Origin of the sequence: Peptoclostridium sp. AF21-18 (assembly GCF_003478825.1) — a bacterium.
Lineage (GTDB): Bacteria > Bacillota > Clostridia > Peptostreptococcales > Peptostreptococcaceae > Peptacetobacter.
On record NZ_QUGE01000004.1, the window covers coordinates 102,164 to 126,853 of the forward strand.

23 protein-coding genes are annotated in these 24,690 nt (G+C 29.3%); 4 read left to right on the forward strand and 19 right to left on the reverse strand.

The window, feature by feature from the left end; translation table 11 throughout:
* Window positions 1-78: 78 nt before the first annotated feature.
* Entirely contained in the window at window positions 79-1,617 is a 1,539-nt protein-coding gene (locus DWX74_RS03600; protein ID WP_286164174.1) for a cobyric acid synthase, read from the reverse strand.
* A gap of 149 nt (window positions 1,618-1,766) precedes the next feature.
* Here DWX74_RS03600 and DWX74_RS03605 point away from each other — a divergent pair, with 149 nt between their 5' ends.
* Window positions 1,767-2,180 (forward strand): hypothetical protein, encoded by a 414-nt coding sequence (locus tag DWX74_RS03605; protein WP_118548746.1) that lies wholly within the window; start codon window positions 1,767-1,769, stop codon window positions 2,178-2,180.
* Between the two features lie 143 nt (window positions 2,181-2,323).
* Here DWX74_RS03605 and DWX74_RS03610 read toward each other — a convergent pair whose 3' ends face one another.
* Both DWX74_RS03610 and DWX74_RS03615 read right to left on the reverse strand, forming a co-directional pair.
* Window positions 2,324-4,534, reverse strand: a complete 2,211-nt coding sequence (locus DWX74_RS03610) for an AIPR family protein (protein WP_118548747.1) — start codon at window positions 4,532-4,534, stop codon at window positions 2,324-2,326.
* Between the two features lie 2 nt (window positions 4,535-4,536).
* Window positions 4,537-5,517, reverse strand: a complete 981-nt coding sequence (locus DWX74_RS03615) for an FRG domain-containing protein (protein WP_118548748.1) — start codon at window positions 5,515-5,517, stop codon at window positions 4,537-4,539.
* A 276-nt stretch (window positions 5,518-5,793) separates the two neighbouring features.
* Between DWX74_RS03615 and DWX74_RS03620 the strand changes: the two genes are divergently transcribed.
* Window positions 5,794-7,245 (forward strand): Sau3AI family type II restriction endonuclease, encoded by a 1,452-nt coding sequence (locus tag DWX74_RS03620; RefSeq protein WP_286164175.1) that lies wholly within the window; start codon window positions 5,794-5,796, stop codon window positions 7,243-7,245.
* 75 nt (window positions 7,246-7,320) lie between these two features.
* Here DWX74_RS03620 and DWX74_RS03625 read toward each other — a convergent pair whose 3' ends face one another.
* The 12 genes from DWX74_RS03625 to DWX74_RS03680 form a co-directional block, all read right to left on the reverse strand.
* Window positions 7,321-8,058 carry an amino acid ABC transporter ATP-binding protein gene (locus DWX74_RS03625; protein ID WP_118548750.1) on the reverse strand — a complete coding sequence of 246 codons (738 nt, stop codon included), beginning with the start codon at window positions 8,056-8,058 and terminating at the stop codon, window positions 7,321-7,323.
* A complete protein-coding gene (locus DWX74_RS03630; protein ID WP_118548751.1) occupies window positions 8,046-8,711 on the reverse strand; it encodes an amino acid ABC transporter permease in 666 nt (221 codons plus the stop codon). The genes DWX74_RS03625 and DWX74_RS03630 overlap by 13 nt, the downstream gene beginning before the upstream one ends.
* Window positions 8,712-8,723: 12 nt before the next feature.
* Entirely contained in the window at window positions 8,724-9,554 is an 831-nt protein-coding gene (locus tag DWX74_RS03635) for an ABC transporter substrate-binding protein (protein ID WP_118548752.1), read from the reverse strand.
* Between the two features lie 22 nt (window positions 9,555-9,576).
* The gene (locus DWX74_RS03640; protein WP_118548753.1) at window positions 9,577-10,137 is read right to left on the reverse strand and encodes a CD3072 family TudS-related putative desulfidase; all 561 of its coding nucleotides are present in this window, start codon (window positions 10,135-10,137) and stop codon (window positions 9,577-9,579) included.
* A 263-nt stretch (window positions 10,138-10,400) separates the two neighbouring features.
* Window positions 10,401-11,603, reverse strand: a complete 1,203-nt coding sequence (gene dcm, locus DWX74_RS03645) for a DNA (cytosine-5-)-methyltransferase (RefSeq protein ID WP_118548754.1) — start codon at window positions 11,601-11,603, stop codon at window positions 10,401-10,403.
* Window positions 11,604-11,870: 267 nt separating this feature from the next.
* Window positions 11,871-13,445 (reverse strand): MutH/Sau3AI family endonuclease, encoded by a 1,575-nt coding sequence (locus DWX74_RS03650; protein WP_158573232.1) that lies wholly within the window; start codon window positions 13,443-13,445, stop codon window positions 11,871-11,873.
* A 219-nt stretch (window positions 13,446-13,664) separates the two neighbouring features.
* A complete protein-coding gene (locus DWX74_RS03655; RefSeq protein ID WP_118548756.1) occupies window positions 13,665-15,521 on the reverse strand; it encodes a carbohydrate-binding domain-containing protein in 1,857 nt (618 codons plus the stop codon).
* Between the two features lie 22 nt (window positions 15,522-15,543).
* Window positions 15,544-16,233: a DUF4956 domain-containing protein gene (locus tag DWX74_RS03660; protein ID WP_118548757.1), complete on the reverse strand. Its 690-nt coding sequence runs from the start codon at window positions 16,231-16,233 to the stop codon at window positions 15,544-15,546.
* A gap of 120 nt (window positions 16,234-16,353) precedes the next feature.
* Entirely contained in the window at window positions 16,354-17,064 is a 711-nt protein-coding gene (locus DWX74_RS03665; RefSeq protein WP_118548758.1) for a polyphosphate polymerase domain-containing protein, read from the reverse strand.
* 182 nt (window positions 17,065-17,246) lie between these two features.
* Window positions 17,247-18,485 (reverse strand): sensor histidine kinase, encoded by a 1,239-nt coding sequence (locus DWX74_RS03670; RefSeq protein ID WP_118548759.1) that lies wholly within the window; start codon window positions 18,483-18,485, stop codon window positions 17,247-17,249.
* Window positions 18,486-18,502: 17 nt separating this feature from the next.
* Window positions 18,503-19,189, reverse strand: a complete 687-nt coding sequence (locus DWX74_RS03675; protein ID WP_118548760.1) for a response regulator transcription factor — start codon at window positions 19,187-19,189, stop codon at window positions 18,503-18,505.
* A gap of 65 nt (window positions 19,190-19,254) precedes the next feature.
* Window positions 19,255-19,842, reverse strand: coding sequence for a sugar O-acetyltransferase (locus tag DWX74_RS03680; RefSeq protein WP_118548761.1), 588 nt, complete (start codon window positions 19,840-19,842; stop codon window positions 19,255-19,257).
* A gap of 194 nt (window positions 19,843-20,036) precedes the next feature.
* On the opposite strand from DWX74_RS03680, the gene DWX74_RS03685 reads away from it, so the two are divergent.
* Both DWX74_RS03685 and DWX74_RS03690 read left to right on the forward strand, forming a co-directional pair.
* Entirely contained in the window at window positions 20,037-20,336 is a 300-nt protein-coding gene (locus DWX74_RS03685; RefSeq protein ID WP_118548762.1) for a type II toxin-antitoxin system RelE/ParE family toxin, read from the forward strand.
* A 55-nt stretch (window positions 20,337-20,391) separates the two neighbouring features.
* A complete protein-coding gene (locus tag DWX74_RS03690; RefSeq protein WP_118548763.1) occupies window positions 20,392-20,667 on the forward strand; it encodes a helix-turn-helix domain-containing protein in 276 nt (91 codons plus the stop codon).
* 50 nt (window positions 20,668-20,717) lie between these two features.
* Here DWX74_RS03690 and DWX74_RS03695 read toward each other — a convergent pair whose 3' ends face one another.
* Genes DWX74_RS03695 through DWX74_RS03710 form a run of 4 tightly spaced genes read right to left on the reverse strand, consistent with a single transcriptional unit; the run spans window position 20,718 to window position 24,671 of the window.
* On the reverse strand, window positions 20,718-22,334 hold the full coding sequence (locus tag DWX74_RS03695; RefSeq protein WP_118548764.1) for an alkaline phosphatase: 1,617 nt from the start codon (window positions 22,332-22,334) through the stop codon (window positions 20,718-20,720).
* Window positions 22,335-22,360: 26 nt separating this feature from the next.
* Complete coding sequence (locus DWX74_RS03700) at window positions 22,361-23,233, reverse strand: SIR2 family NAD-dependent protein deacylase (RefSeq protein ID WP_118548765.1); 873 nt, start codon at window positions 23,231-23,233, stop codon at window positions 22,361-22,363.
* Window positions 23,184-24,011: a protein-ADP-ribose hydrolase gene (locus DWX74_RS03705; RefSeq protein WP_118548766.1), complete on the reverse strand. Its 828-nt coding sequence runs from the start codon at window positions 24,009-24,011 to the stop codon at window positions 23,184-23,186. The genes DWX74_RS03700 and DWX74_RS03705 overlap by 50 nt, the downstream gene beginning before the upstream one ends.
* A 24-nt stretch (window positions 24,012-24,035) precedes the next feature.
* Window positions 24,036-24,671: a 4Fe-4S binding protein gene (locus DWX74_RS03710; protein ID WP_118548767.1), complete on the reverse strand. Its 636-nt coding sequence runs from the start codon at window positions 24,669-24,671 to the stop codon at window positions 24,036-24,038.
* Between the last annotated feature and the right edge of the window lie 19 nt (window positions 24,672-24,690).

The window sequence follows — 24,690 nt, forward strand, 5'->3', positions numbered from 1 at the left end:
TTAAAATCTCCTATTATTAATCTACTTTGATACACTTTTTCAGACTAACTTTTCTATTTCTTAACTTATTTAATTTAATTACTTGCTTGAGTTTTTAACTATTTCATAGATTTTTTCCATGTCTAAGTTTTCTCTTAGCATATCCGCAAGTCTGTCATATTCTCTATTTTTAAACTCTTCAAATGATTCTACTTCACTAGCTACAGGTTCTAGTCCCTTCTTAGCTCTTATTGTGTTTAGAAGAGTTCTAGTAAAGTCTATCTCATCAAAAATTCCATGTATGTAAGTTCCTACAACATTTCCTTCTGAATTTGAGCATCCTATTAAACAGTTCTCAGCATTTTTTTCTATTAAATCTGTAGGCTCACTCGCAAATATTTCGTCTACACATTCATCTAGTTTTGTTGTAGTTCCCATGTGTATTTCATAGCCTTTAACTTTTTTCCCTGATACATCATTTAAATAGCCTCGCACACTATCAGAAATAACTCTCTCTGTCTGCACAGTAGTTTTCTCTTTTTCAAATTCAGTTACAGTATTCAAAAGTCCTATTCCTTCTACTTCTAAATCGTCGCTTTCAACACCATATTTATCGACGATTTTTTTGCCTAACATCTGGTATCCACCACAGATTCCAAATACTAGTTTTCCTCTTCTAGCACATTCCTTTATCTGCTCCTCAAGACCAGTTTCTCTTAAATATTTTAAATCTTCTACTGTACTCTTAGTTCCTGGAATAATTAGCATATCAGGATTTCCAATAGACTCACCAAAATCAACATATCTAAGACTTACATCGCTCTGTGTTTCAAAGATATTGAAATCTGTAAAGTTTGACATATGTGGAGTCCTAACTATTTCGATATTTATATCATTTTTCTTTGTGGCCTTTTTAAATCTAGTAGTTACACTGTCCTCGTCCTCAATCTTAATATCAGAATACGGAACAACTCCCAAAACAGGTATATGTATAATATCCTCAAGCATCTTCACACCTTCAGCAAAGTACTCTTTTTTTCCTCTAAATTTATTGATAATTACACCCTTCACTCTTTTTCTCTCGTACTCAGTTAAAAGTGCAAGTGTGCCTACAATAGAGGCAAATACCCCTCCTCTGTCTATATCAGATACCAAAACAACTGGAGCATCGGCGATTTGTGCCATACCCATATTTGAGATATCTCTTTCTTTTAAATTTATCTCGGCACAACTTCCTGCCCCTTCCATAACAATTACGTCATACTCATTTTCTAAATCATAAAATGTGTCCTTTAAAATATCTACTAACTCTAATTTATATTCATGATATTCAGAGGAATGCATCTCTCCAACAACTTTTCCTCTAACAATCACCTGACTTCTATGATTTCCACATGGCTTTAATAGGATTGGGTTCATATCCGCTTTTGGCTTTATCCCTGCTGCTTCTGCCTGAAATACCTGAGCTCTTCCCATCTCTAGTCCTTCATCTGTGATGAAAGAGTTTAGCGCCATGTTCTGTGGTTTAAAAGGAGCTACTTTGTATCCGTCCTGAGCAAAAATTCTGCACATACCTGCAGCGATTATACTCTTTCCTACATTGGATGCAGTTCCTTGAAACATTATTTTTCCTTTCAAAAATTTCACTCCTTTCAACGTATAATTTTCCTATCTTATATTATACTATTTAACAACGATAATAATTATCTTTTTTAATGATTTTAATGTTATTTTTCTCATTTTATGTTATATATTTAGTTAAATAGGAATTTTAGGAGGATTTTTGAATGAAAATTTTTAATAAATTATTTTTAAATAAATTAATTTTAATATTGTTTACTGTTTCTTTATCTTTAGGCGCAACTTCTTGTACAAAGGATAATTCAAATTCTTCTGATTCAATCTCTTTTAATGCAGTCGTGACAAAAGTTGATTCAAGTAATAATAGACTATATGCTGAATCAGTAGATAATGGAAATGATTTTGGTTCTCCCAGATATTTAGATTGTTCTAATGCTGATTTAATTTATGCTGAATTTGCATCAGACTATTTAAAAAGATTATCATTAGATGATTTTGAATCAGGAGATGAAATTGTTGTTTTAGCTGATTGGAATAGTTTTTCTGGGAATGATATGGGAATGAAGGTTAGAGAAATTCAACTTATGACTCAAAAATATGATGAAGTCCCAATTTGTTGAACTTTTGTGAAATAACTATATTTCAAAAGTTTAACAAATTGGGACCTCATAAAGAATTTTTATATTTAGATTACTTTATAGGTTTTAATACATTATCTTACCTACAAATCTTTATATTATAATTATGTATTTAAAATATTTTACTAACTATTTTTGTACATTTCATCTATTAACTTATTCATTGTTTCTTTATTTGCCCAAAATGTTCTTTTTGTAATTTCTATACCATTTGTAAATTCAAATGTATCATCTGAGTTAATAGCCTTTGGTCTAACATGAAATGATAATTTATCACTCATTTTTGGAAATTTTGTTTCATCACCTTCTTTAAAAGCCTCTATTGTTTTATCATATACATTTTTAGCTTCTTCTTCTAGAGATTTAAAACTAAATTCTTCTATTAAACCTATATTTTTTATAATTTTTTCATTATTCTTTTTTTCCCAATCAATTATAAATACTGGAAATATTTTTTTTATATCTTTATAGAATTGAGAATTTTTAAACTCCGTATATATTTTTCCCTCATCAATATTTTGATTTTGATATATATCACTAAAAGTAGTATTTGGAAATGAAAATGCCTCATTAACTTTGTTATTACTTCTTGGAACTACTCTAAAAATAAATTTTGAAATATCCTTATTTTTTAAAGTTAAATACTCACGAATACTCTTTTGAAGAGTATATTGTGATTTTTTATTAGAATTTAAATATTTTTTTAAATCATCATAATCATCTATAAATAATTGTGTTGCTTTTGATTTATTCTTATTAATTTCTTCTAAATACTTTTCAAATAGTTTATCATTTTTAAATTCAGATAAATCTGGAGAACTACTTATTTCCATAAAAGTTTTTATAAAAATATCATAAAATTGAATAAGTGACTCATCATCTAAAAAATCTATATCCTGTTTTAGCATAAAGCTAGAAAAATAATTTCTACCATATTTTGAATATTTTTTTTCAGATTCTTTATTATACATTTCATTTCTCATTTTTTTAGATTCAATCCACCAGCATTCAATACGATTTATTTTTATTAATGCTTCTAATAATTGATTAATATATTTAGCATTTTCAAATTCTTCTTTTGCTTCAACTAAATATTTGTTTATATCTTTACGATTTAAATTTTTACTTTCACCTGGCTTATTTTTTATCATTAAATAATATTTAATAAATTCTACTACAGAAAACATTTTTTCAACATTCAAGTTTTCGCCATCTTTTACAATTTTCATATTTCTTTTTAGAAGATATTTATTAATTGTCTTAACATCATCAGAAATAGCTAAAATATCTGATTCTTTAATTGGAATTTGAGTATTTAAACCACAAGTGATAGGTTGTAAGTATTCTTTTTTACCTTCAATAAAAATAGTTTTTACTTTCATAATATCTTTTACTTCTAATATAAATAATTCCATATGTTTTTTTAATTCTAACTTCAAACCCTCATCATCAATAATATTTTCACATATATTATTAAATTCTTCTGGCAATGATTTTGTACACTCAAAAAAATTGGTTAATGTTTGGGCGCCATTTATAACACTTATATTTTTGGGATTCACCCTTACATATTTTCCACTAAAGTCAAATGCATCTTTCCCATATATTGTAATTCCATTATGATAAAACCAAAAGTTTCTAGGACTTCTTATTTTATAATCATTATCAATTTCGAATACTTGTTTTATTTTTTCATCATCACAATCTTTATTTTCTTCATTCCATTTCATATATGCACCAATTTTTATATATTCCTTAAATTTTAATTGCAATGAATTTCCAAGAGAATTTTTTTTCAAACCATATCTTACATTTTCTCTGAAAAGTTCTTTACCTGTTACATTAAAAATTTTTTTCAGTTCCTTGAATGAAATATTATAAACTCTTCCCTTTAAACTTATTATATTCTCATCATTATCATAATTGTAATACTCTAGATAATTTTCTCCTTGTTCATCAACTTCTATTTTTAGTGAGTTACTTAAATCAATATAATATGAAATTTTATTATCAAATAAATACAATAAATCTTTCCTATCCTTAGAATTTTTTAATTTTTTATACGCATCTTTCATAATTTTCCATTCACTATCCCAATTATCAAATATCATTATTAATTGAAATATTTCACCTTTTTCTTCTATATTTTTAGTATACTCATAATAATCAAATTTATTTTTTCCACCAGAACAATCATAAACTAATAATTTTTTCTCTATTCCATTTTTTTCCTCTCCTTCAATAAGCCAACTTCTTTGACTTCCTTTTGGAAATTGAATAATACTTTCTATATCTATTTGAAATTTTTCAATTATTTCATTTATAAAATCTCTCATCTTTATATCCTCCTATACTTTAATAATAAGAAATTAAATGAATTCTCGATTTTTTTTATTAATTCTTTCTCTAACATATGATTGTCAGATATATTATTGTCTATACTATTGCAATAATTTTGACTTATATAATATAGTAAATCACTTTTTTCCTTTCGCAAGTATCTTAATAAATCAATATTATCTCCATAACAATTCATACTTAATTCATAATCAATTCTTTCAAAATATGAATCTACTTCTCCTTCTATAGTAATTAATCGTTTCTTATATACTCCTTGCTCAAACTTTTGCTTAACTACTTGAATTATTTTTTCTTTTTCCGGAAAAATTGTTGATTCATTCATATTAAAAATCAAGTCTAGTTCTTTAAATATTTTTCGTTTATCATTTTTTTCTATTATTACTTTTTTATAATATACATTTGGAATTGGTCTGAATTCTTTTCCTGTAAAAAATATAAATCCTCCATTTTGGGCTTTTATTCTATTATTAGAATGACTATGTGAAATTACTTTAAAATTGCTTGAATAAGAAATATTTTTATCATTCAAAATATGAGTATAAAATTCTTCTATATATTGTGAGTGTGGTGAATAATGTTCTGGAAAACAGAAAATATATATAATTCCATTCTCATTCTCGTTTCCCTTGCAAGCAAAAAATATTGCAACAAATAAATTAAAAGTTATATCTAACATTCTACTTATAGCAATATAATGTTGAGCTTCTATAGCTTTTTCAATATTTCTCTTTTGATTTGGTTGAATAAACCCATAGTCATCTAAAAGTTCAAATAAATATTTCTCTTTTTCTATATAGTTTTCATTACGAAATAGCGAAGGCATTAATTTTGTTTCTTCATAATCTTTATTTTCACCTCTAAATGCAATTAAGCAATTAGTATTTGTAACTTTTTTATGCCTTTCTATTAAACTATCAACCTCTTCTTCAACTTTTTTAAGATAATTACTTAATATCATTATTCTCTCCTTTATTAAAATTATTCTTTTCAAAATTCCCTTGCTGTTTACTTTTCAATATATAAACAAGGCATTTATATTTTGTACTATTTTTTAATTATTCATATTCTGTATTATTTACATATAAAGTTATATACTTATAATAACATAATTTTATACTATTTTTTTGTTGTTTAATCTAGAAATATTATGCTTATTCTTTTCTTTCAATTTTTATTTATGTGATATAATATATAAATAGTTTAATTTTAATTTATATTAAAGATGGTGATTCATATGAACAATTTATACGATGAAACAAATCCTCTAAGCATAGAATCCTATGCAAAAAAATTAATTGGAAAAACTTTCAATGATGTTATACAAGAAAACGAGAAAAATATTAATACTTTAGTAAGTGAAGACAGTTCAGAATATGCAGTATCTCACGAAAATAAAAAGAGAAAAGGTGGTCTTGGTGAGTTAATAGAAGAATGCCATTTCCATTATAAAGCTAATTCAGATCCAACTCCAGATTTTGACAAAGCTGGTGTTGAATTAAAAGTAACACCATATAAAAAATTGAAAAATGGACAAATATCAGCTAAAGAAAGATTGGTTGTAAATATGATTGACTATCATACAGTAGTTGATGAAACTTTTTACAATAGCCATTTTTGGAATAAGGCTCATTTAATACTTTTAATCTACTACTTATACGAAAAAGAAGTAAAAAATAGATTAGATTTTAAAATTGATTTTGCATCTTTATTTACTCCACCAGAAGCTGATTTAGATATAATAGAAAATGACTTTAATACAATAGTAAATAAAGTAAAAACTGGTAAAGCTCACGAATTATCTGGCTCTGACACTCTATACCTTGAAGCTGCTCCAAAAGCAGCAACTTCAGAAAATAGAAGAAGCCAACCTTTTAGTGATATTCCTGCCAAACCAAGAGCTTTTGCCTTTAAAAACTCTTACATGACTTATATACTCAGAGACTATATTTCTCAAGGAATAGATACTTATAAACCTAATGTAACTATCAATACTGATAATAACATAATTAAAGATAGACTTGTTAATACTACATTTGAGCAGTATGTTGTAGATAGAATAAATGAATATAAAGATAGAGATGTCGACGAATTATTTGACTACTTTAAAGTTGGGGCTAAAGCAAAAAGTTCTAAAGCCAATATTGTATATGCTATCTTAGGCATAAAAGGAAATCATGCTGCTGAATTTGAAAAAGCTAATATAAAGATTAAAACTATCAGATTAAATAAAAATAATAAAATCAAAGAAAGTATGTCTTTCCCAGCATTTAAATTTATGGATATTGCCAAACAAGAATGGGAGGAATCTGACTTTTATAAAGAATTGAGTGAAACAAAATTCCTATTTGTAGTATTTAAGGAAGTTGAGGATAAAAAATATATCCTTAAAGGTTGTCAATTCTGGAATATACCTTATAAAGATTTAAATGTTGATGTTAAATCCGTATTTGAAAAAACTAAACAGGTTATTTTAGATAACAATATAATAGATACAACTAATAAAGGTAAAAGAGTTAGAACTAATTTCCCTAAAGCAAGTGAAAATAGAGTATCTCATGTTAGACCTCATAGTACAAAGGATGCCAAACCAGATGTTCTTCCTTCAGGGGATACTTATACTAAACAATGTTTCTGGTTAAATAATAAATACGTATTATCTCAATTAGAAGATAGATTTTTTGAATAAACTATACCGCATAAATATTTCAAATTTAAAACAAAAATGCTGTTGTACACAAATTTATACAACAGCATCTTTGTTTTAATCATCTAAATCTTCAAAATCTACCATTCTGATAAATTTATCTAAATTTTTATTTCTACCTTCTTTGAATATTTCATCTATGCTTCCCTGTGCTTCTATATTTCCATCTTTTAAGAATATCACTCTTGTAGCAAAATTTTTAATAGCATTTATTTCATGCGTTACAATCAACATAGTTTGACCATCTTTTGCTAAATCTTTTATACTCTTAAATACTTCTCTAGAAAGCTCTGGATCTAACGCTGAAGTCGGCTCATCAAAAATCATTATCTTTGGGTTCATAGCTAAAGCTCTAGCTATAGCAACTCTTTGCTTTTGTCCACCTGATAAAGTTGATGGATATTGACTAGCCTGTTTTTCTAGCTGGACCTTACTTAACAGTTCATATCCTTTTTTTTCCGCTTCAGACTTACTAACTTTTTTTATTGTCATTAATGGTTTTGATACATTTTCAAGAACAGTATAGTGTGGAAATAAATTAAAACTTTGAAAAACCATACCTACATTTCCTGCTGTATCTTTAACACTTTTAACTTCTTTTCCATCTATAGTTATAGTTCCATCTTGTATATTTTCTAATCCTGAAATACATTTAACTAATGTACTTTTTCCACATCCACTTGCTCCTATAATTGCAATTACTTCTCCCCTTTTAACATCCATACTAATTCCATTAAGTACTTGGTTTCCTCCATATGACTTACGGACATTATCTATTTCTATTAATCTATCCATATTGATAATCTCCTTTCTATCCATTTAGCTAAAAATGTAACTGTATATGTCATTATAAAGTAAATTATAGCTAAAGATATATACACTTCAAATGGATGATATGTTTTTGCATAAACTTGGTTTCCTAATTTAGTAAGTTCTATTATAGGAAGTACAGATACTAAAGAAGTCTCTTTTACTATAGAAGAAAATCCATTCATAAATGTTGGTACAGCAATTCTGAATGCCTGAGGTAATACTATATGTACAGTTGTTTGTATATGATTATAACCTAAAACAGCAGCCGCATCATACTGCCCTCTATCAACAGATAAAACAGCAGCTCTTACAACTTCTGATAAATAAGCACCACTATTTAACCCCATAGTTAAAACAGATGCTAATATAGGGTCTACTTTCATTCCAAAAGATGGTAATCCATAGTAGAATATAAATAGTTGTACCATTAATGGTGTTCCTCTAAAAAACTCAACATATACAGATAATATTGATTTTAAAACTTTAGGTATATTAGCAGCTCTTAATGAACCTACTATTATAGCAAGTACTAATGCTAATACAAAGGATAAAACTCCTATTTTTATAGTTATTTCTGCTGCTTCCCAAACTAAGTTTGTAAATGGTAATAATATTGAAAAGTCTAAATTCATCATTTTATATCACTACTATTCTACTGAAAGCCATTTACTTTCTATTTCTTTATATTTTCCACTATCTCTTACAGTTTTTAAAGCTTTATTGTATTCTTCTATTATTGATTTAGATCCTTTTTTAACTACTGCTACAACACTTGTTTTATCTATAGCATCGTTTACAACTTTAAAGTTTTTATCTTCTTTTGACTGTGTTACAGCATATGGGAATGAAACTATAACTGCATCTATTCTACCATTTTCAAGGTCTGCAAATGCATCTGAATTTCTATTATATGGATTTTCAGCTTTAACTTCTATACCCATATCTTTTAATTTAGCAGCTACCTGTTCTGAAGAGCTTCCTGTCTGATAACCAATTGTTTTTCCTGCTAAATCTTCTTTAGACTTTATACTATCATCGTCTGATCTAACAGCCATAACTGTACTTATATCATAATAATCATCACTTACTTCTACTGAATCCTTAGCTGCAGATGCTTCTTCTGGAGACATTGCTGACATTATCATGTCAAATTCACTATTATTAAGTCCTGATATAAGTCCTTCCCATGGTATATTAGCAAATTCAACCTTTATACCCATTTCTTCTCCTATAGCTGTTGCTAAATCAACATCAAACCCTTCTATTTCTCCTGAATCATTTATAGATTCAAATGGTGGATATTCAGGACACATCCCTATTTTTAATGTTCCTTTAGATTTTAAATCTTCCCAAGAAGTATCTGTTGCTTCCTGTGTTGTTTCATTTTTACTTTCTTCTTTTGTATTACCGCATCCAGTAAATACAGTTAATGCCATTGTACATGCCATTATTAAACCTAATGCTTTTTTTAATTTCATAATAAAAAGCCCTCCTAAATAATTAATTTTTTTTACATATATTCTCCAAAATAGTATTTATACCATTTTGAGGATTTGACTCATTAATCCCAAAAAATCTAACATCAATTCCTTTTAATTCTAATAATATCTTTAATTCCTCCATCATAACTCCTGATGATTCAATCTCTTTTAGTGTAGCTATCTTTTCTTCTATATTATTTTGACCACATATTTCGCCATTCCATTTTCCACTACAAGTTTTACTTACACCACAAGTAGGACTCCCATCTACACCTATTACTGCAGATATTTCATATCCATTTTTATAAAAGTCCTCTACTTGATTTATTACAGGTATAAGCATTTCTTTGCATTTATCTCTAAAGCTAGGGAAATCTAACTGCTCCTTAACCTGTCCCCATCTGTTTATACCTCCCATAGCTTGTTCTATACAAGGAAGCTGTATTATTCCGAAATCGTTTTCTATAAGTGTACAAATTACCTCTTTTAGTCCTGAAGAATAGTTTGCTATTCCTTCGACTTTTGCATTAACATTTAATATACAGTGAGATATTAATACTATTTTTTTTCCTCGTTTCATTTCCTATCTCCTTAGTTTACATTAATATTATTTTGTATAAATCTTATTTTATTTTATTAATTAATTTTTTTATTTCTTTTTTTATATTAAACTTTAATTAATATATATTTTCCCAACTCTTATACTATCATTTTTCCCTTCTTTAAAAAAATAGTTTATTTCTATATATTTATATATTTTTTCTATAATTATTTTTCTCTTAGTTCATAAAAAAAGTACTGTTGTAAAATGTAATTTTAAATCATTTTTACAACAGTACTTTTTTACTTTTCATTATCAAAAATTTTATTTAATATTTTTCCCATTCTTGTTACCATTGGAACAACTAAGGCATTACCCATACAGAAATATCTAAATTTCTCTGGCATTTTTTCTGTTTTAGTCCAGTTATCATCAAATCCATTTATTCTTTCAGCTTCTACTGGAGTTATAAGTCTAAGTCTACCAGTCTGTGGATCTCTGACAACATGAGTACTTCTATTTACACTAGACTCACTTGTAAGCATAGTTCTTGCTGGTTTATCTATATCATCAGGGAATCCTACTGGTCCTTCACTAAATGTATACTTGTGACCAGTTTTGCTAACTCTTTCTATTTTTTTAGCTCCTTTTAGGTATTCCCATTTCTCTAATTTATCACCTAAATAATACTTTTCATCAACATCTTTTTCAAGAAGTTCTCTTAGTGGTATCGGTTCTTCATATATAGGCGTAACCTCTGCTGTATAAACTTTATTCCCTATTAAGCAACCAGAGTTTTTAAATTCAAATTTAAATGAATCTGATACATCTACTAAATCGCCTTCTACTTCTGTTTCATTTAACTTCTCTACTTTTTCAATATGAAATCCATTAGCAAAGAATCCTTTTTCATTTATTCTTTCTAATGGTGTAAATTCTAGTATCTCTTTTGCATAATTAGTTGTTTCATTATATGCAAATATAAATGTTCTTCTTCTTCTCTGTGTTCCACCATACTCGGCAGCATTTATAACCCTCCATTCAACATTGTATCCAAATTCTTTGAATGAAGCTAACATTATACCAAAATCTCTTCCCCTCTGAGTAGAAGGTGATTTTAGTAATCTATCTACATTTTCTAGTAGCACAAAAGCTGGTCTTTTTTCTTTTAATACTTCTCTGATTTCCCACCATAATACACCTTTTTTTCCTTGTATTCCTGTATTTCCAGATAAAGTTCTAGCAACAGAATAATCCTGACAAGGAAATCCACCTACTAAAAGATTATGGTCTGGAATAGTTTTTTTATCAATTTGTGCTATATCAATGTTTACATGGTTTTCGGTGTCTCCAAAGTTTTTACAGTAGCAGTTGAACGCATGTTGTAATTTTCTGCTTGGTTCCCATTGGTCTGCCCAAACAAAATCCCAATCGTCTGATGCTCTGTTTAAACCAAGTCTGAATCCTCCAACCCCGGCAAATAACTCACATACTGTTTTTTTCATTGTTTTACGCACCTTTCTTTATTTTCTTAGGTAATTATAACATACTTTTGTATTTCGATCAATACATTTTTCATTTAATTAATTTTATAAATATAAAGTTGGCATATTCTTAACTTTATTATTTTGCACATTTTGATTTTTTACTTAGTTAACTCTAATTTTATTATTTACTTTATACTATAAAAAAATTCATTTCTTACTTAAATATCTGCAAAAAAAGTGATTAACCAAATATTACAGTTAATCACTTTATTATTTTATCATAATTTACTTAAGACCTAGCTCTTCAACAATTGCTTTTCCACTAATCCAAATATGTTGTGGAATCATTTTTATTCCATTAACACATTCTTTTTTATTCTTCTTATGAGAATTTTTTCCCCCACCTCGAATAAATACAGTATTTTGAGATACTTTTATGAAATTAGGTGCAGTACTAACTTCACCATTAGAATTATATTTTTTTCTACCATCTTTGTACATTTGTACCACATCTTCTAAAGAATTTTCAAATATTTTTTCTCTTGTATCTTCCCAACATCTTCTCACTACAGTATTTATAAATTCTTCAGAAAATACTAAACGTTGAAATCCTATAAATTTGTTCATCGCTAATGGGTGTTTTTTCTCTTTTTTTCTATTTGTTTTTGGGTTTTTATAATATTCTTTCTTTGGTTCTTGGAAAATAATGCAAAGAAATTCATTACTAGAAAAATACTCATATAGCTCTGAATCTTCAAATTCAAATTCACGCTTATTACCATCTTCATCAGTATAGTCAGTTTTTGTCATTTCATTAAAATCAATTTGATATAATTTCATATCCTCTGTTCTTCCACCATTTTGAGTTATTGTAATTGACTTTGCAATAAGCCCAAATTTATTAAATATTTCAATTTCATTTAATTTCTTAGATTTTCCACCAAACATTCTTACTAGAATTTGCTCCGCAATATTCTTATTCTCTGTTCCATTACTATTTAGTATTGGAACTCCTAGTTTACTTGCAATTTCTTCAATTGTAAGCCCTCCATATTCTCTACTAAGTTCTTTACATTTTTCATCTATCTCTGATACTGTTATATATTTATCCTCAAGTTTTTCTAAATCATGATTAAAATAATTTGCTACAATCGTATCAACCATTGATTTTTTTAATCTAAATCTTGGTGGAAATTTGGGTGCTAAATTTATATAACTTAATTTTTTACGCATAGAACCGTGTCTATCAATGTACTCTTGCTTAATTTCCTCCTTCCATTCTTTTGTATGTTCTCCAGGGTGATTAGATACTATTTCACTACAAAAATCATGAACAATATTCCAATCAACTTCTAAACCTTTAATTTCATCCTCTGTAAATTTATGAAAAGTATAATCTTTTATTGGAAAAGAAGCATATTCATATGGTTTAACCGCTTTATCAGCAAGGTAATGATAAAAAATTATAAACATATTTTCTGCCTTACTCCAAAAGTGTGAATTTGAAAATTTTTGATTTGCAATATCATAAATACCTACTGCTGTAATAGACATTGGCTCTTTTGCAACGAATTTTTTATTTCCCCTTTTAGGTTTCTTTATTCCAGTTGTTTTTATTTCAGTTGGAATTTCTTTTTTTCCATCTTTTACAATTAAATCTGGTCTTTGTTTATTATCTGGTTTATAACCAAGCACACATTGCTCTATTATAGTTCCTGCTACTCCCTTTTGTAGATTAAATTTCTGTACATCTTCAAATATACCTAAATTATCAATTTCACCTAAAGTTTTATTTTTAATTCCTTCAAATAAATTTATTAAATCTTCTCTTTCATAAATATGTTTATCTGTATCTACCAAAATATTCACCCCCGAACTTTATTTAAATATAACTTATAAAATTTATTCTTTTTATGCTAATTATAGCATATTTTATTTTTTTAAAATTCATAATTATCTACAAATATTTTAATAACTTTTTATTATTCTATAAATTATTCCTTTTTCAATCCAACGAAAAAGAAAATAGAGCCTACCTCTAGACTCTATTTTCCCAGTTTAGTTTATTGATTGAGGATTTTATTTCATCGTTCTAGACTTTGTCCCCTCAGAATAAACAAGAGAACTCATCCGAACTGCACTGTTTTCATCTCCAATACTCATAGTATAACTACCATCCTTTTCAATTTCCTTGCAACTAACAAGCACAGAATTGAAAGACTTCTTAGAAATATACGAAACTAGCTCCTCACCACTACTATCTTTCAAGCTAATCTTCGTACCCTTATCCTGAGTATTATCTTTATTTATCATAATCACACCTTGTGTAGAATTTTCTCCAAAGTTCTGGCTCATACCAGACATTCCAACTGCTACAAATGTACCACCTGTTATATTTGCTTCTCCAGAATAGTCTAGCGTTGAATTTCCATTGTTCTCAGCTCCAGAAACATAAGTTGTTCCACCTGTTACAGTTAGATTTCCATTAGCATCTATACCATCTCCAGAAGCATTGATGTCTATATTTCCTCCAGAAATAGTTATGCTTCCATTTGTTGCTTCATTCATTCCACCTCTATTTTCAAAAGGCTCTACTGTTCCACTGTCGTCATTTCCACCAGCTGCGTTTATACCATCATCGTCAGCTACAACAGTTATTTTTCCACCTTTTATCTCTATATCTAAGCCTTCTATACCTTCATAACTCTTGGTTATATTCATTGTTCCATTTGTTATTTTTGTTGCTTCTTTAGCATGAACAGCATCATCTCCTGATTTTATACTGTATGTACCATTTGTTACCGTAACTACCTTGTTTGAATGAATTGAGTCATCACAAGAATCTATATTGTATGTACCTCCATTTAAAACAAGATTTGTTTCTGCTTTTAATCCCTTCATGCTGTTTGTACTTTTTTCAGTACTTGAATTTCCCGTTGGTTTTTCTCCATTTTGCATATCTGTAGGTGGTTCACCCGTTGGTTTTTCTCCACCTCCACTTGGCATTTCAGGACGTTCTCCTGATGGCATTTCACCACCTTGAGGTGCTCCACCTCGTTTTGAAACTGCTTTTGCACTTCCTCCGCCTGTTGTCACGTCAAATGTTCCACCATCTGCCTGTATTGCACTGCTGGCATCCAATCCATCATAACCCGCAGTTATATTAAATTCTCCATCTGCTACATATATATATCCTAGTTTTGCATCATCTGTATTTTCTGAGTGAAGTCCATCCTTTCCAGATGTTATGTCGAATTTTCCATCTGCAATTCTTATACTATCGTTAGCTGATAGCCCCTGTGAGGCTGAATTTATATTATATGTACCACTAGTTACTACCAGATCGTCCTTAGATACAATTCCATGCCCAGTTTCACTTTTAACTGCCAATGTACCCGTTCCATTTAGTGTTAAATCGTCCTTTGAAAATATCGCCGCATCAATATTATCGTCACTTGTTTCATATTCCCCTGTAGATGTAAGTGTGTTTGTTGTGTCGCTTGCCAATGTTACAAATACCTTGTCAGCTTGTTTTACATATATCGGAGCAGAGCCTTCACAAGATATATTTACTCCATTTAGTACTATTTGTAGTTTGTCAGTTTTTTCTGAGTCCACTACTATTTTCCCATTTTCTAACTCACCACTTAAAATATATGTACCTTCATTTTTTATTGTAACTGTAGTACCATCTATTGAAACATCATCAGAATTTGATGTTGCCTTAGTTTTATTCAATTCTATTTTTGTTGAATTTTCTTCATCGTAACCTACTTCTTTATCGCTGTCGGTAAACATCTCAGATATGTTTATTTCACTTGCAGTTGCTACTGTTGTTTTGGTTTTCTCTTTAGAATTAGCTGTATTATTAGCGCATCCGGAAAGAGAAACTACTATCGCACCTGCTGTTAATAGCGACATTAGTTTCTTATTCATATCCATATCCCCTTTAATATGTCTAAAGTTCCCCGATTGTAGTTACCTGTTTAGACATACATATTTCTAAATTCCCATTTCTACATCTTAGTTTATCAATAAATTCTTTTTCTAAATTTCCATTTTTCATTTTTATATCGTATGTCAGTCTAAATAGACTTCCCATATTAGTTGTTTTTACCTGTACTAGTTCATGTTCTTCTGTATATTCTTTAAATATCCCACCAAATACTCCCGGATAGTCCAAATCCTCAGGTATTGTTATTGTAATTGTTTTGTATTTTTCGTTTTTTGTATTCCCAAAGTTTATAGATGAGTATATCATTTCAACTGCACCTATTATTACTGCAAACATGAACGCAAAACCAATATAGCCCATTCCTGTTATTAGCCCAGCGCCCATTGCTATAAATATCGCTCCAATTTCTTTTGCTGTACCTGGAACAGATCTAAATCTTACTAAGCTGAATGCCCCCGCTACTGCAACCCCTGCTCCTACATTTCCATTTACCATCATAATTATCACGCATACTACTGTTGGCAAGATTGCCAGTGTAGCTGCAAAGCTTTTAGTGTATTTTGTTTTGTACATATAAGCCAATGTTAGTATAATCCCTATTACTATCGATGCTCCAATGCATGTTAAAAATTTTGATACAGCTAGAGTTTCCGTTACCCCGCTATTAAATATCCCTGTCATTAATGTGTTCATATATCTTCCCCTTTTTATTTCCTTTTTTTAGTTTTTTAGTTTTTTATCGTTCAAATTTATTTTACAATCTTTATATCCCTAGTTTTTTATAATTATTTTTTAGTTACATAATCCCATTTTTTAGGCAGCCTTTTGTTCTCCAAATATTCTTCTGTATGCAGTTCCATATTTTGAAAAAGTAGCCTTGTATATTTTTTCTTCTGTCAAAAAATCTGTCATCCATACAGGAATACCGCCTGTTGTCTTTACTTCCATTAAGGTATATCCTTCCTCTAGCAATGCTTCCCCGTATATATCACCGCATAGAGATAAGTCTTCCTTTCTCCAAAGTATATTTTCATCAAACGTTACTCTAAAATCTCTATTTCCAACTTCATAGAATGCTTCTCTATCATATGTTATCAGTACCGATGGTCTAATATCTTGGTAGTAGTCTAAGAAGTAGTCTATTTCATTTTTTATCTGAGATTTTTCAATATTGTCATCATTTTTACAACAGATATAGTTCATAGCCTCTTGCTCTGTCATATTTATTCTTCTTTTGTACACAACTTTTTTATATTTTTTCTTCAACTCTACAAATATTTCATCGTCATGTTCTGCCTTTTTATAGCTCCTTATTCTCAATTTTTCTCTATACACTGGTTTTTCGATAGATGCTCTTATAATTCTATAATTTGGAGTATCGAAGTATAGGCTTCTTATAGTACTTCTTCCATAAGAATCTTCCTCCATATAATTTAACATCAGTTTTTTTAGTCTTTCCTTTTGTTCTCTATTTAAGAGAAATTTCATCTCATATCTTTTAAATATATGCTGATATTCACTCATCTATTTTCCTCCTTTCTTTTATTTTCTGGGTATAGTATATTCAGCGAACCTTAAACAAACTTAAAAGTTTTTAAATTTATTTTATTTTTTATACTACCTCATCAAAATGCCTTGTTTTCAATGTTTTTAAAAATAAAAAAATAGCGAATCTATCTAGATCCACTATTTTTTCTCTCTTAAACTTAAATTGTTATACTTATTTTTAAGGATTTTCCATCATCTGTATCAGCATGTATTTTTCCTTTATGGGCAGAAACTATTGCACTAGCTATTGAAAGCCCTATTCCATATCCACCAGTTTCCGAGTTTCTAGATGAGTCTGCTCTATAAAATCTTTCAAACATCCTCTTAGTATCCTCTTTTGTTATACTTTCAACTGTATTATACACAGATAGGTTAATTTTTCGCCCTGATTTTTTAAGTTTAATCTTTATAACTCCATTTTTATCTGTATATTTTATAGCATTGTCTAGTAGGATTGATGTAAGCTGTCTAATAGCTTTTTCATCACCGTTATAACTTAGATTTTTCTCTATTTCTGAAATCATCTCTTTTCCTTTTATATCAGCCATTCCTTTAAATACTTCATATTCTTCCTCGACAACATCTGATATAGGAAAATCATTCATAACAAACCGGCTTTCTTCTTCCATCCTAGAAAGAGATATTAAATCTGAAGTAAGAGATGCAAGTCTTTTTACCTGATTTTTTATACTTTCTGTCCACTCACTTTCTCCATTTATCATCTCTATCACTTCTGTGTTTGCATCTATTATTGTAAGTGGTGTTTTGATTTCGTGTCCCGCATTAGTGATAAACTGCTTCTGCTTTGTATAGCTCTCTTCAACTGGTTTTAATATCACCTTTGACGCTATTACAATCAGTGCAGATACAGCTAGTAGTCCCAACACCGATACTATTATACTTATTATAATAAAAGATCTAAATCCTTCTAATTCTCTTGTACAATCTAGAAATGTTATTATTGTTTTGCCATCTTTCTCAGATTTTAAAAATCTATAATTTCCTTCAAATCCGCTACTTTTATTTCCATTATATCTTTCCTTAGCATACTGTACTGCACTTTCTGTATCTATAGCAGCTATTTTCCCCGTATCAGACCTTTCAACAATACCATTTGCTCCTATTACAACAGAGAAATACCTCGTTTCGTATGGAGTTTCTGGCGAGAATTTTATCATATCCCTTTTGCCAAAATCATATTTTTTTCCCATTTCAAATTTTGGTTTTCCAAAAGGCATTTTCCCTTCATTTTCAGCAATTAGACTCAACATTCTATCCGCATCATTTTCTATTCTATGATAGTTCATAATATGTATTCCCGAGATTATAACCGACAAAACAATAAATGTAGACAGTAGCGAAATAGCTATAAATTTTTTTCTTAATTTTTTTATCATATTATTTCTTCTCCGTTCTACTTGCCACCATTTTCAATCTGTTCAAGCGAGTATCCCAGATTTCTATTAGCCTTTATAACTACATCTGCTTTTAGAGAAATTAGTTTTTTCCTTAGGTATGATATATACACCCAAACAACATTATTTTCCATATCGCTGTCGTATCCCCATACTTTTTCTATAAGTTGCTCAGTAGATACTATATGCTTAGGATTTCTCATGAAAATCTCCATCATCTGGTATTCCTTATTTGTAAGTCTAAATTTTCCATTTAAAGAAGACATCTCAAATGTTGTAGTATCCAAAGATACGTTACCAACAGTTATTATCGAAGTATTACTTACAGATTTTTCTCTAGTTAAAACTCTAAGTCTAGCAAGTAATTCCTTAGCTGAAAACGGCTTTGTTAGATAGTCATTTGCACCACTATCCAATCCCAGTACTTTATCATCCACTTCAGATTTTGCAGTAAGCATTATTATAGGTACATCAATTCCTTTTTCTCTTACAGTTTTTAAAGCAGTTATTCCGTCCACTTTTGGCATCATTATATCCAAAATAACCGCATCATACTCGCTATTTTCCATGTAGTAGATTGCATCTTCACCGTCATAAACCGCATCTACAGAATATCTATTGATCTCCAAAATAGCCTTTAATGCTTTTGATAATTCTTTTTCGTCCTCTACCAATAATATTTTCATTTTTTTCACCGTCCGTAAGTTTCAAGTTTTTTCTTATATTATACTCTTAAAACTTAAAATATAACTTAAAATTTTAACGGCTCCATCTTATCTTCTTCAGTGATTTCTCTAAGTACCCTACAAGGATTTCCAACAGCAATCACTCCACTTGGAATATCCTTAGTCACCACGCTGCCAGCACCTATAATAGTCCCATTACCTATACTAACTCCACCACAAACTGTAGAATTTGCTCCAATCCAAACATCATCACCAATCGTTATCGGTGCAGATGTTCCAATTCCATCGGCTCTTTGTTCAGCATCTATTGCATGACCTGCACAAGCTAAACAAACCCCAGGCGCAATAAACGCATTCTTTCCAATATTTACAGGAGATGTATCCAAAATCACGCAATTGTAGTTGATTATTGTAAGTCCATGCGTATGTATATTAAACCCGTAGTCACATCTAAAAGATGGCTCTATAAATGTAAGTGGATGACAAGTTCCAAAAAGATTTTGAAGAATTTCGGCTCTCTTTTCTGACTCATCAGGTCTACTCTGATTGTATTCCCAACAAAGACTCTTTGCCTTTATCTGTAGCTCATTTGGCATATCTCTATGATCTGAACAATACTTTTGTTGTTTTTTCATTATCTCTAACATATCCATTTTTTCACCTCTTAACTTTATTTACTAAAATTATAGCACACTAAAATTTCTCATATAATATATTAATTTTTTAATAAAAATAAATTTATTGTCAATAATTATATTTAGAAGATAAAAATAAACTAATTTGACAATATGTTATATATAACATATAATTTTATATATGGTATATATAACATATCACAGGAGGAAAAATGGATAATTTTGAAGTAGAATTTTTTGAAAAAGACGATGGAAGTTTTCCAGTAGAAGAATTTATTCTAAGTCAAGATATTAAAATGAGAGCTAAAATTTTTAGAAATCTTGAATTATTAGCATCTCATGGAGATATGTTAAGAGAGCCATATTCAAAATCTTTAGGGAATGGAATTTTTGAAATTAGAACTAGAGTTAAATCAGATATAACAAGAATCTTATATTTCTTTGTCTTAGGCAAAAAAATAATTTTAACTAATGGATTTGTCAAAAAAACACAAAAAACTCCTCAAAAATAAATTAATCTTGCCTTAAGTAGAAGAAACGAATATTTTAATCGTGAGGTGAATTAATATGTCTAAAAATTTTAGAGAAACATTAAATAAAGAATTAAAAAATCCAGAATTCAAAAAGGAATGGGATTCTCTTGAACCCGAATATCAGATTGTAAGAGCTATCTTAGAATCTAGAAAAGAAACTGGAATAACCCAAAAGCAACTAGCAGAAATAACTGGAATTAATCAAGCTGATATAAGCAGATATGAAAATGGAAGTGGAAATCCTTCTTTAAAAACATTAAAAAGACTTGCTGAAGGTATGGGCAAAACTTTAGAAATAAAATTTTTATAAATTTAAATGGACTATTGTATTAATTTTTCTAATACAATAGTCCATTATTTTTAGTATATAACCTCTATCAACTTTTCATACAACTCAGTGTTATCATACATCCCACCAAATTCACTCGCTCCCACTCCTTCAGCAAACACCGCCATTGGAGCTGCTGTATGAGAAAATGAAGTAAATGCCACTCCGCTTTTTTCAGCTAAAATTCTAGCTGCTTCAACCGTAATAGGTTTGTAGCTTCCGTACAATATACTCTCTTCTTTAGTCCTATTTTTTCTATTTTCAAGAGTTAAATTGTACGCCTTTTTTAACCTTTTATATTCAGATTTACTAAGTTCCAAGCTATTTTCGTCTGAATGTTTGTGATCATCATCAGAATCCTCTTTTGCTTTTTCTTCCTTAAATACTAAAGGTTTCTTAAGTCCAAATACATACTCTATATCTTTTAGTACATCTTTAAAATCAGTTTTCTCCTTTTTATATTTAGATACATACTCTTCATTAAATCTATCACACGAAATCTTCTGTAATCCTAGATTTTCAAGGTGTGTGTCGTATTCTGAATTTGAATTTCCTATTGCTAGCCCTCCTGTTTCATGGTCACCTGTAACGATAATCAAAGTTTCATCCTTGTGATTATTATAGAATTTAATCGCTTCATCAACCGCATTGTCTAAGTCAATAGTTTCATGAAGTGCTGATGCTGCATCATTTTTATGACAAGCCCAGTCTATTTTTCCACCTTCAATCATCATAAAGAATCCTTTATCTTTTTTATCTTTATCAGACAAAAGATCTATTCCTTTTTTCAAATAATCTGAAAGAGAATATGGCTCCTCTTCTCCATTTTCCTGTTCGTATCTTTTATCTATACTATACTTCATAGCATCTGTTTTTTCTCTATCATTAGCTATTACCAAGTACTTTTCATCATTTGAAGAATTTTCTTTCTTAGAATTATTTCCCAACTTTTCAAATTCTTCCTCACTATCGGTCACAGTATACCCTTTTTCCTCGGCTATTTTTTCAAGACTTTTCTTATCTCCATTTTCTCCTTTTTTATCCTTAAAATCTCCACCTGCAAAATAGTCAAATTCTGTGTTTAACATTTCTTTGCCTATTTCATAGTATCCTTTTCTAGATTCCCGATGGGCAGAAAATCCAGCAGGTGTAGCGTGATTTATATTCACAGTTGTCGCAATTCCAATCTTATATCCATCTTTTTTTAATTTCTGTGTAATTGTTTCGTATTTTTCTTTTCCGTCTTCACTTACATTTATATTTCCACTTTTAGTTTTTTCTCCAGTAGCCATAGCAGTTGCTGTAGATGCTGAATCTGGAATTAGCGATGTCTTGTCTGGATTTTGCATAGTTCCATTTGTACTCAGTTTCAATATATCTAGTCCATTATTTCCCGTTTTCTTTAGGTAATAATCTGCTAGTTGCAGCTGAGAATAGCTCATTCCATCACCTATAAATAAGAATATATACTTTGGCTTTTTACCACTGTATTTTTCTTTAGATGTCGTTATTTCAACTGTTTCACTTTTTAGTTCAGTGTTATTTATATCATTGTTTTTAGTTTTAATATTATATCCAAGCGAAAAACTAGCTATCATAGAAATAACTACAGCCACTATTGATATTATTTTGATTTTATTATTTTTCATAATTCACTCCAAAAATTATTTTGTAGCTATTTTTTTATATCTGTCAGTACTTTTCCTATATCATCATTTATACACATAGACCTATCTGCTATTTTCTCTGGTATATATGTAGAATCAAGGCTTATTGATATATACTTTGCATTTTCTCTATTCTTCACCATTCTCCAAAATGGATATTTTATTATACCTGGAGTATTCAAACCTACACCTAATTCTAAAAATAATATTTTTTTATCTAGGTTATCCTCTAAAAATTTTACATATCTATCTTTAGCCTTATGCCATCCTTCATCCTCGACAAATTTATCATCTGCTCTTAGATTCATAGTCATTTCGGTACCACAGTTTGGACATATAGGTACAAGCTCTGAAGGTATCTTCATATCTTTTTGTTGCTCTACCATTTTCTTTACTATATTCTCATTGTCAAAAGTCTTTTGGCAACATGGGACACTACACTGAAATAGTCCATAATCTCCTTGAGTATAGAATAATCTCGATTTATCAAATCCTGCCTTTTGAAACATATGATCCACATTTGTAGTGATTACAAAATAATTTTTATCCTTTACTAGTTTATACAGATTTTTATATGTTCCATTGTCTACATCTTCGTACCTGTTTATGTTTATGTATCTCGACCAATATGCCCAATATATTTCATCAGATTCAAATGTGTAAAATCCACCACTGTACATATCTTCAAATCTATATCTTTCTCTAAAATCAGAGAAATATTTTTCAAATCTATCTCCATCATACTTTGCTCCTGCTGATGTTGAAAGACCAGCTCCTGCTCCAATTACTATCGCATCTGCTGAATTTATTTCTTTTTTTATTATTTTAACTTTATCTAAATATGTTTCTGTAGATTCTTTCATCTTCTTCCTTAAAAACATTGAATATCACCTCAATATCGTTATCCTTTAGAAATTCTCTAACTGTTTCAACAGCTATCTCTGCTGCTTTTTCATTAGGAAATCTAAATTCTCCTGTTGATATGCAACAAAATGCTATTGATTTTAAACCATTTCCTACAGCTAGCTCTAAGCAAGATTTATAGCATGATTTGAGTAGTTCACACTCTCTTTTTGTAAGTTCTCCATATACTATTGGTCCAACTGTGTGAATTATATTTCTTGCAGGAAGGTTAAATCCTGGAGTTATTTTGGCTTTTCCAGTTTCCTCTTCATGACCTTGCTTTTTCACCATTTCATTGCAGTATATTCTAAGCTGTACTCCAGCAAATGTATGAATTGCATTATCTATACACTTATGGTTTGGTATAAAGCATCCCAACATCTGAGAGTTTGCAGCATTTACAATGGCATCTGCTTTAATTCTCGTGATATCACCTCTCCAAATGTATATCCCCTTTTCGAGTTTTTCCATATCTTTTAATTCTACAAAACCTTTTTTTCTAGTTTCCTCTTGTAAATACTCGTCTTGCACCGATAAAAATTCTCCGTCTATTTTATCTGGCATCCTAGTATTAAAAAGCGCCCTCAATATTCTTTTTTGAGCTTCTTCATTTTTCAACCAATCTTTCTTTTTTCTTTCTATATTGTAATAGGCTATTAGTGCTTTTCCATCGCTTTCATTTTTTCTCTCATCCAGTAATCTTTCTATTAAATATATTCTTCTTTCTACTTGATTTGATTCATTTTGAAATTCCATAAGACCACCGCCTTTTATTTTCTATTAAATCCGTTTTAATATCGCCTCAACAGGACATACTTGTACACAGTTTCCACAGTTTAAGCAGCTCTCGTGATTAATTTTCACTTGATGCCAGTTTTTCTTATCATCAACTATACAATTCTGTGGACATACTTCCTTACATCTTCCACAGTTTATACACTTATCTGTGACAAAATATCCTTTTTTCTCTTTCTTTTCCCCTCCAAATGAAAACTCAATTCTTTTAATAGGTCTTACACTTAAATCAAAGAACTCTCCGTTTCCTTTGTATAATTTAAAAACAGTTAAATTTAATCTAGATTTTTCTGTAGGATATATCTTATTCATATACTCGTTTTTTGAGAATAGGTATCCTATTTTTTCTGATCCAAGTTCTTTTACTGTTCCTTTTATTGTTATTGAAATAGTTTCTAATGTTGAATTCCCCTTCATCGCTGTTAATGATATATTGTTATTATTACTTAGCCTTTTATAGAATCCTTTTCCTTTTGATGTTAAAAAATATACCCCTTCATCATCGTAATCCATTATATCTACCGCACATGTCACTGGTAAATTATTTTCATCTATTGTAGCTATTACAGATGTATGTATTTCATCTACTAGACAACTAAAAATTTCTGTTAATAATTTCATATTTATCCCACCTTTTGTT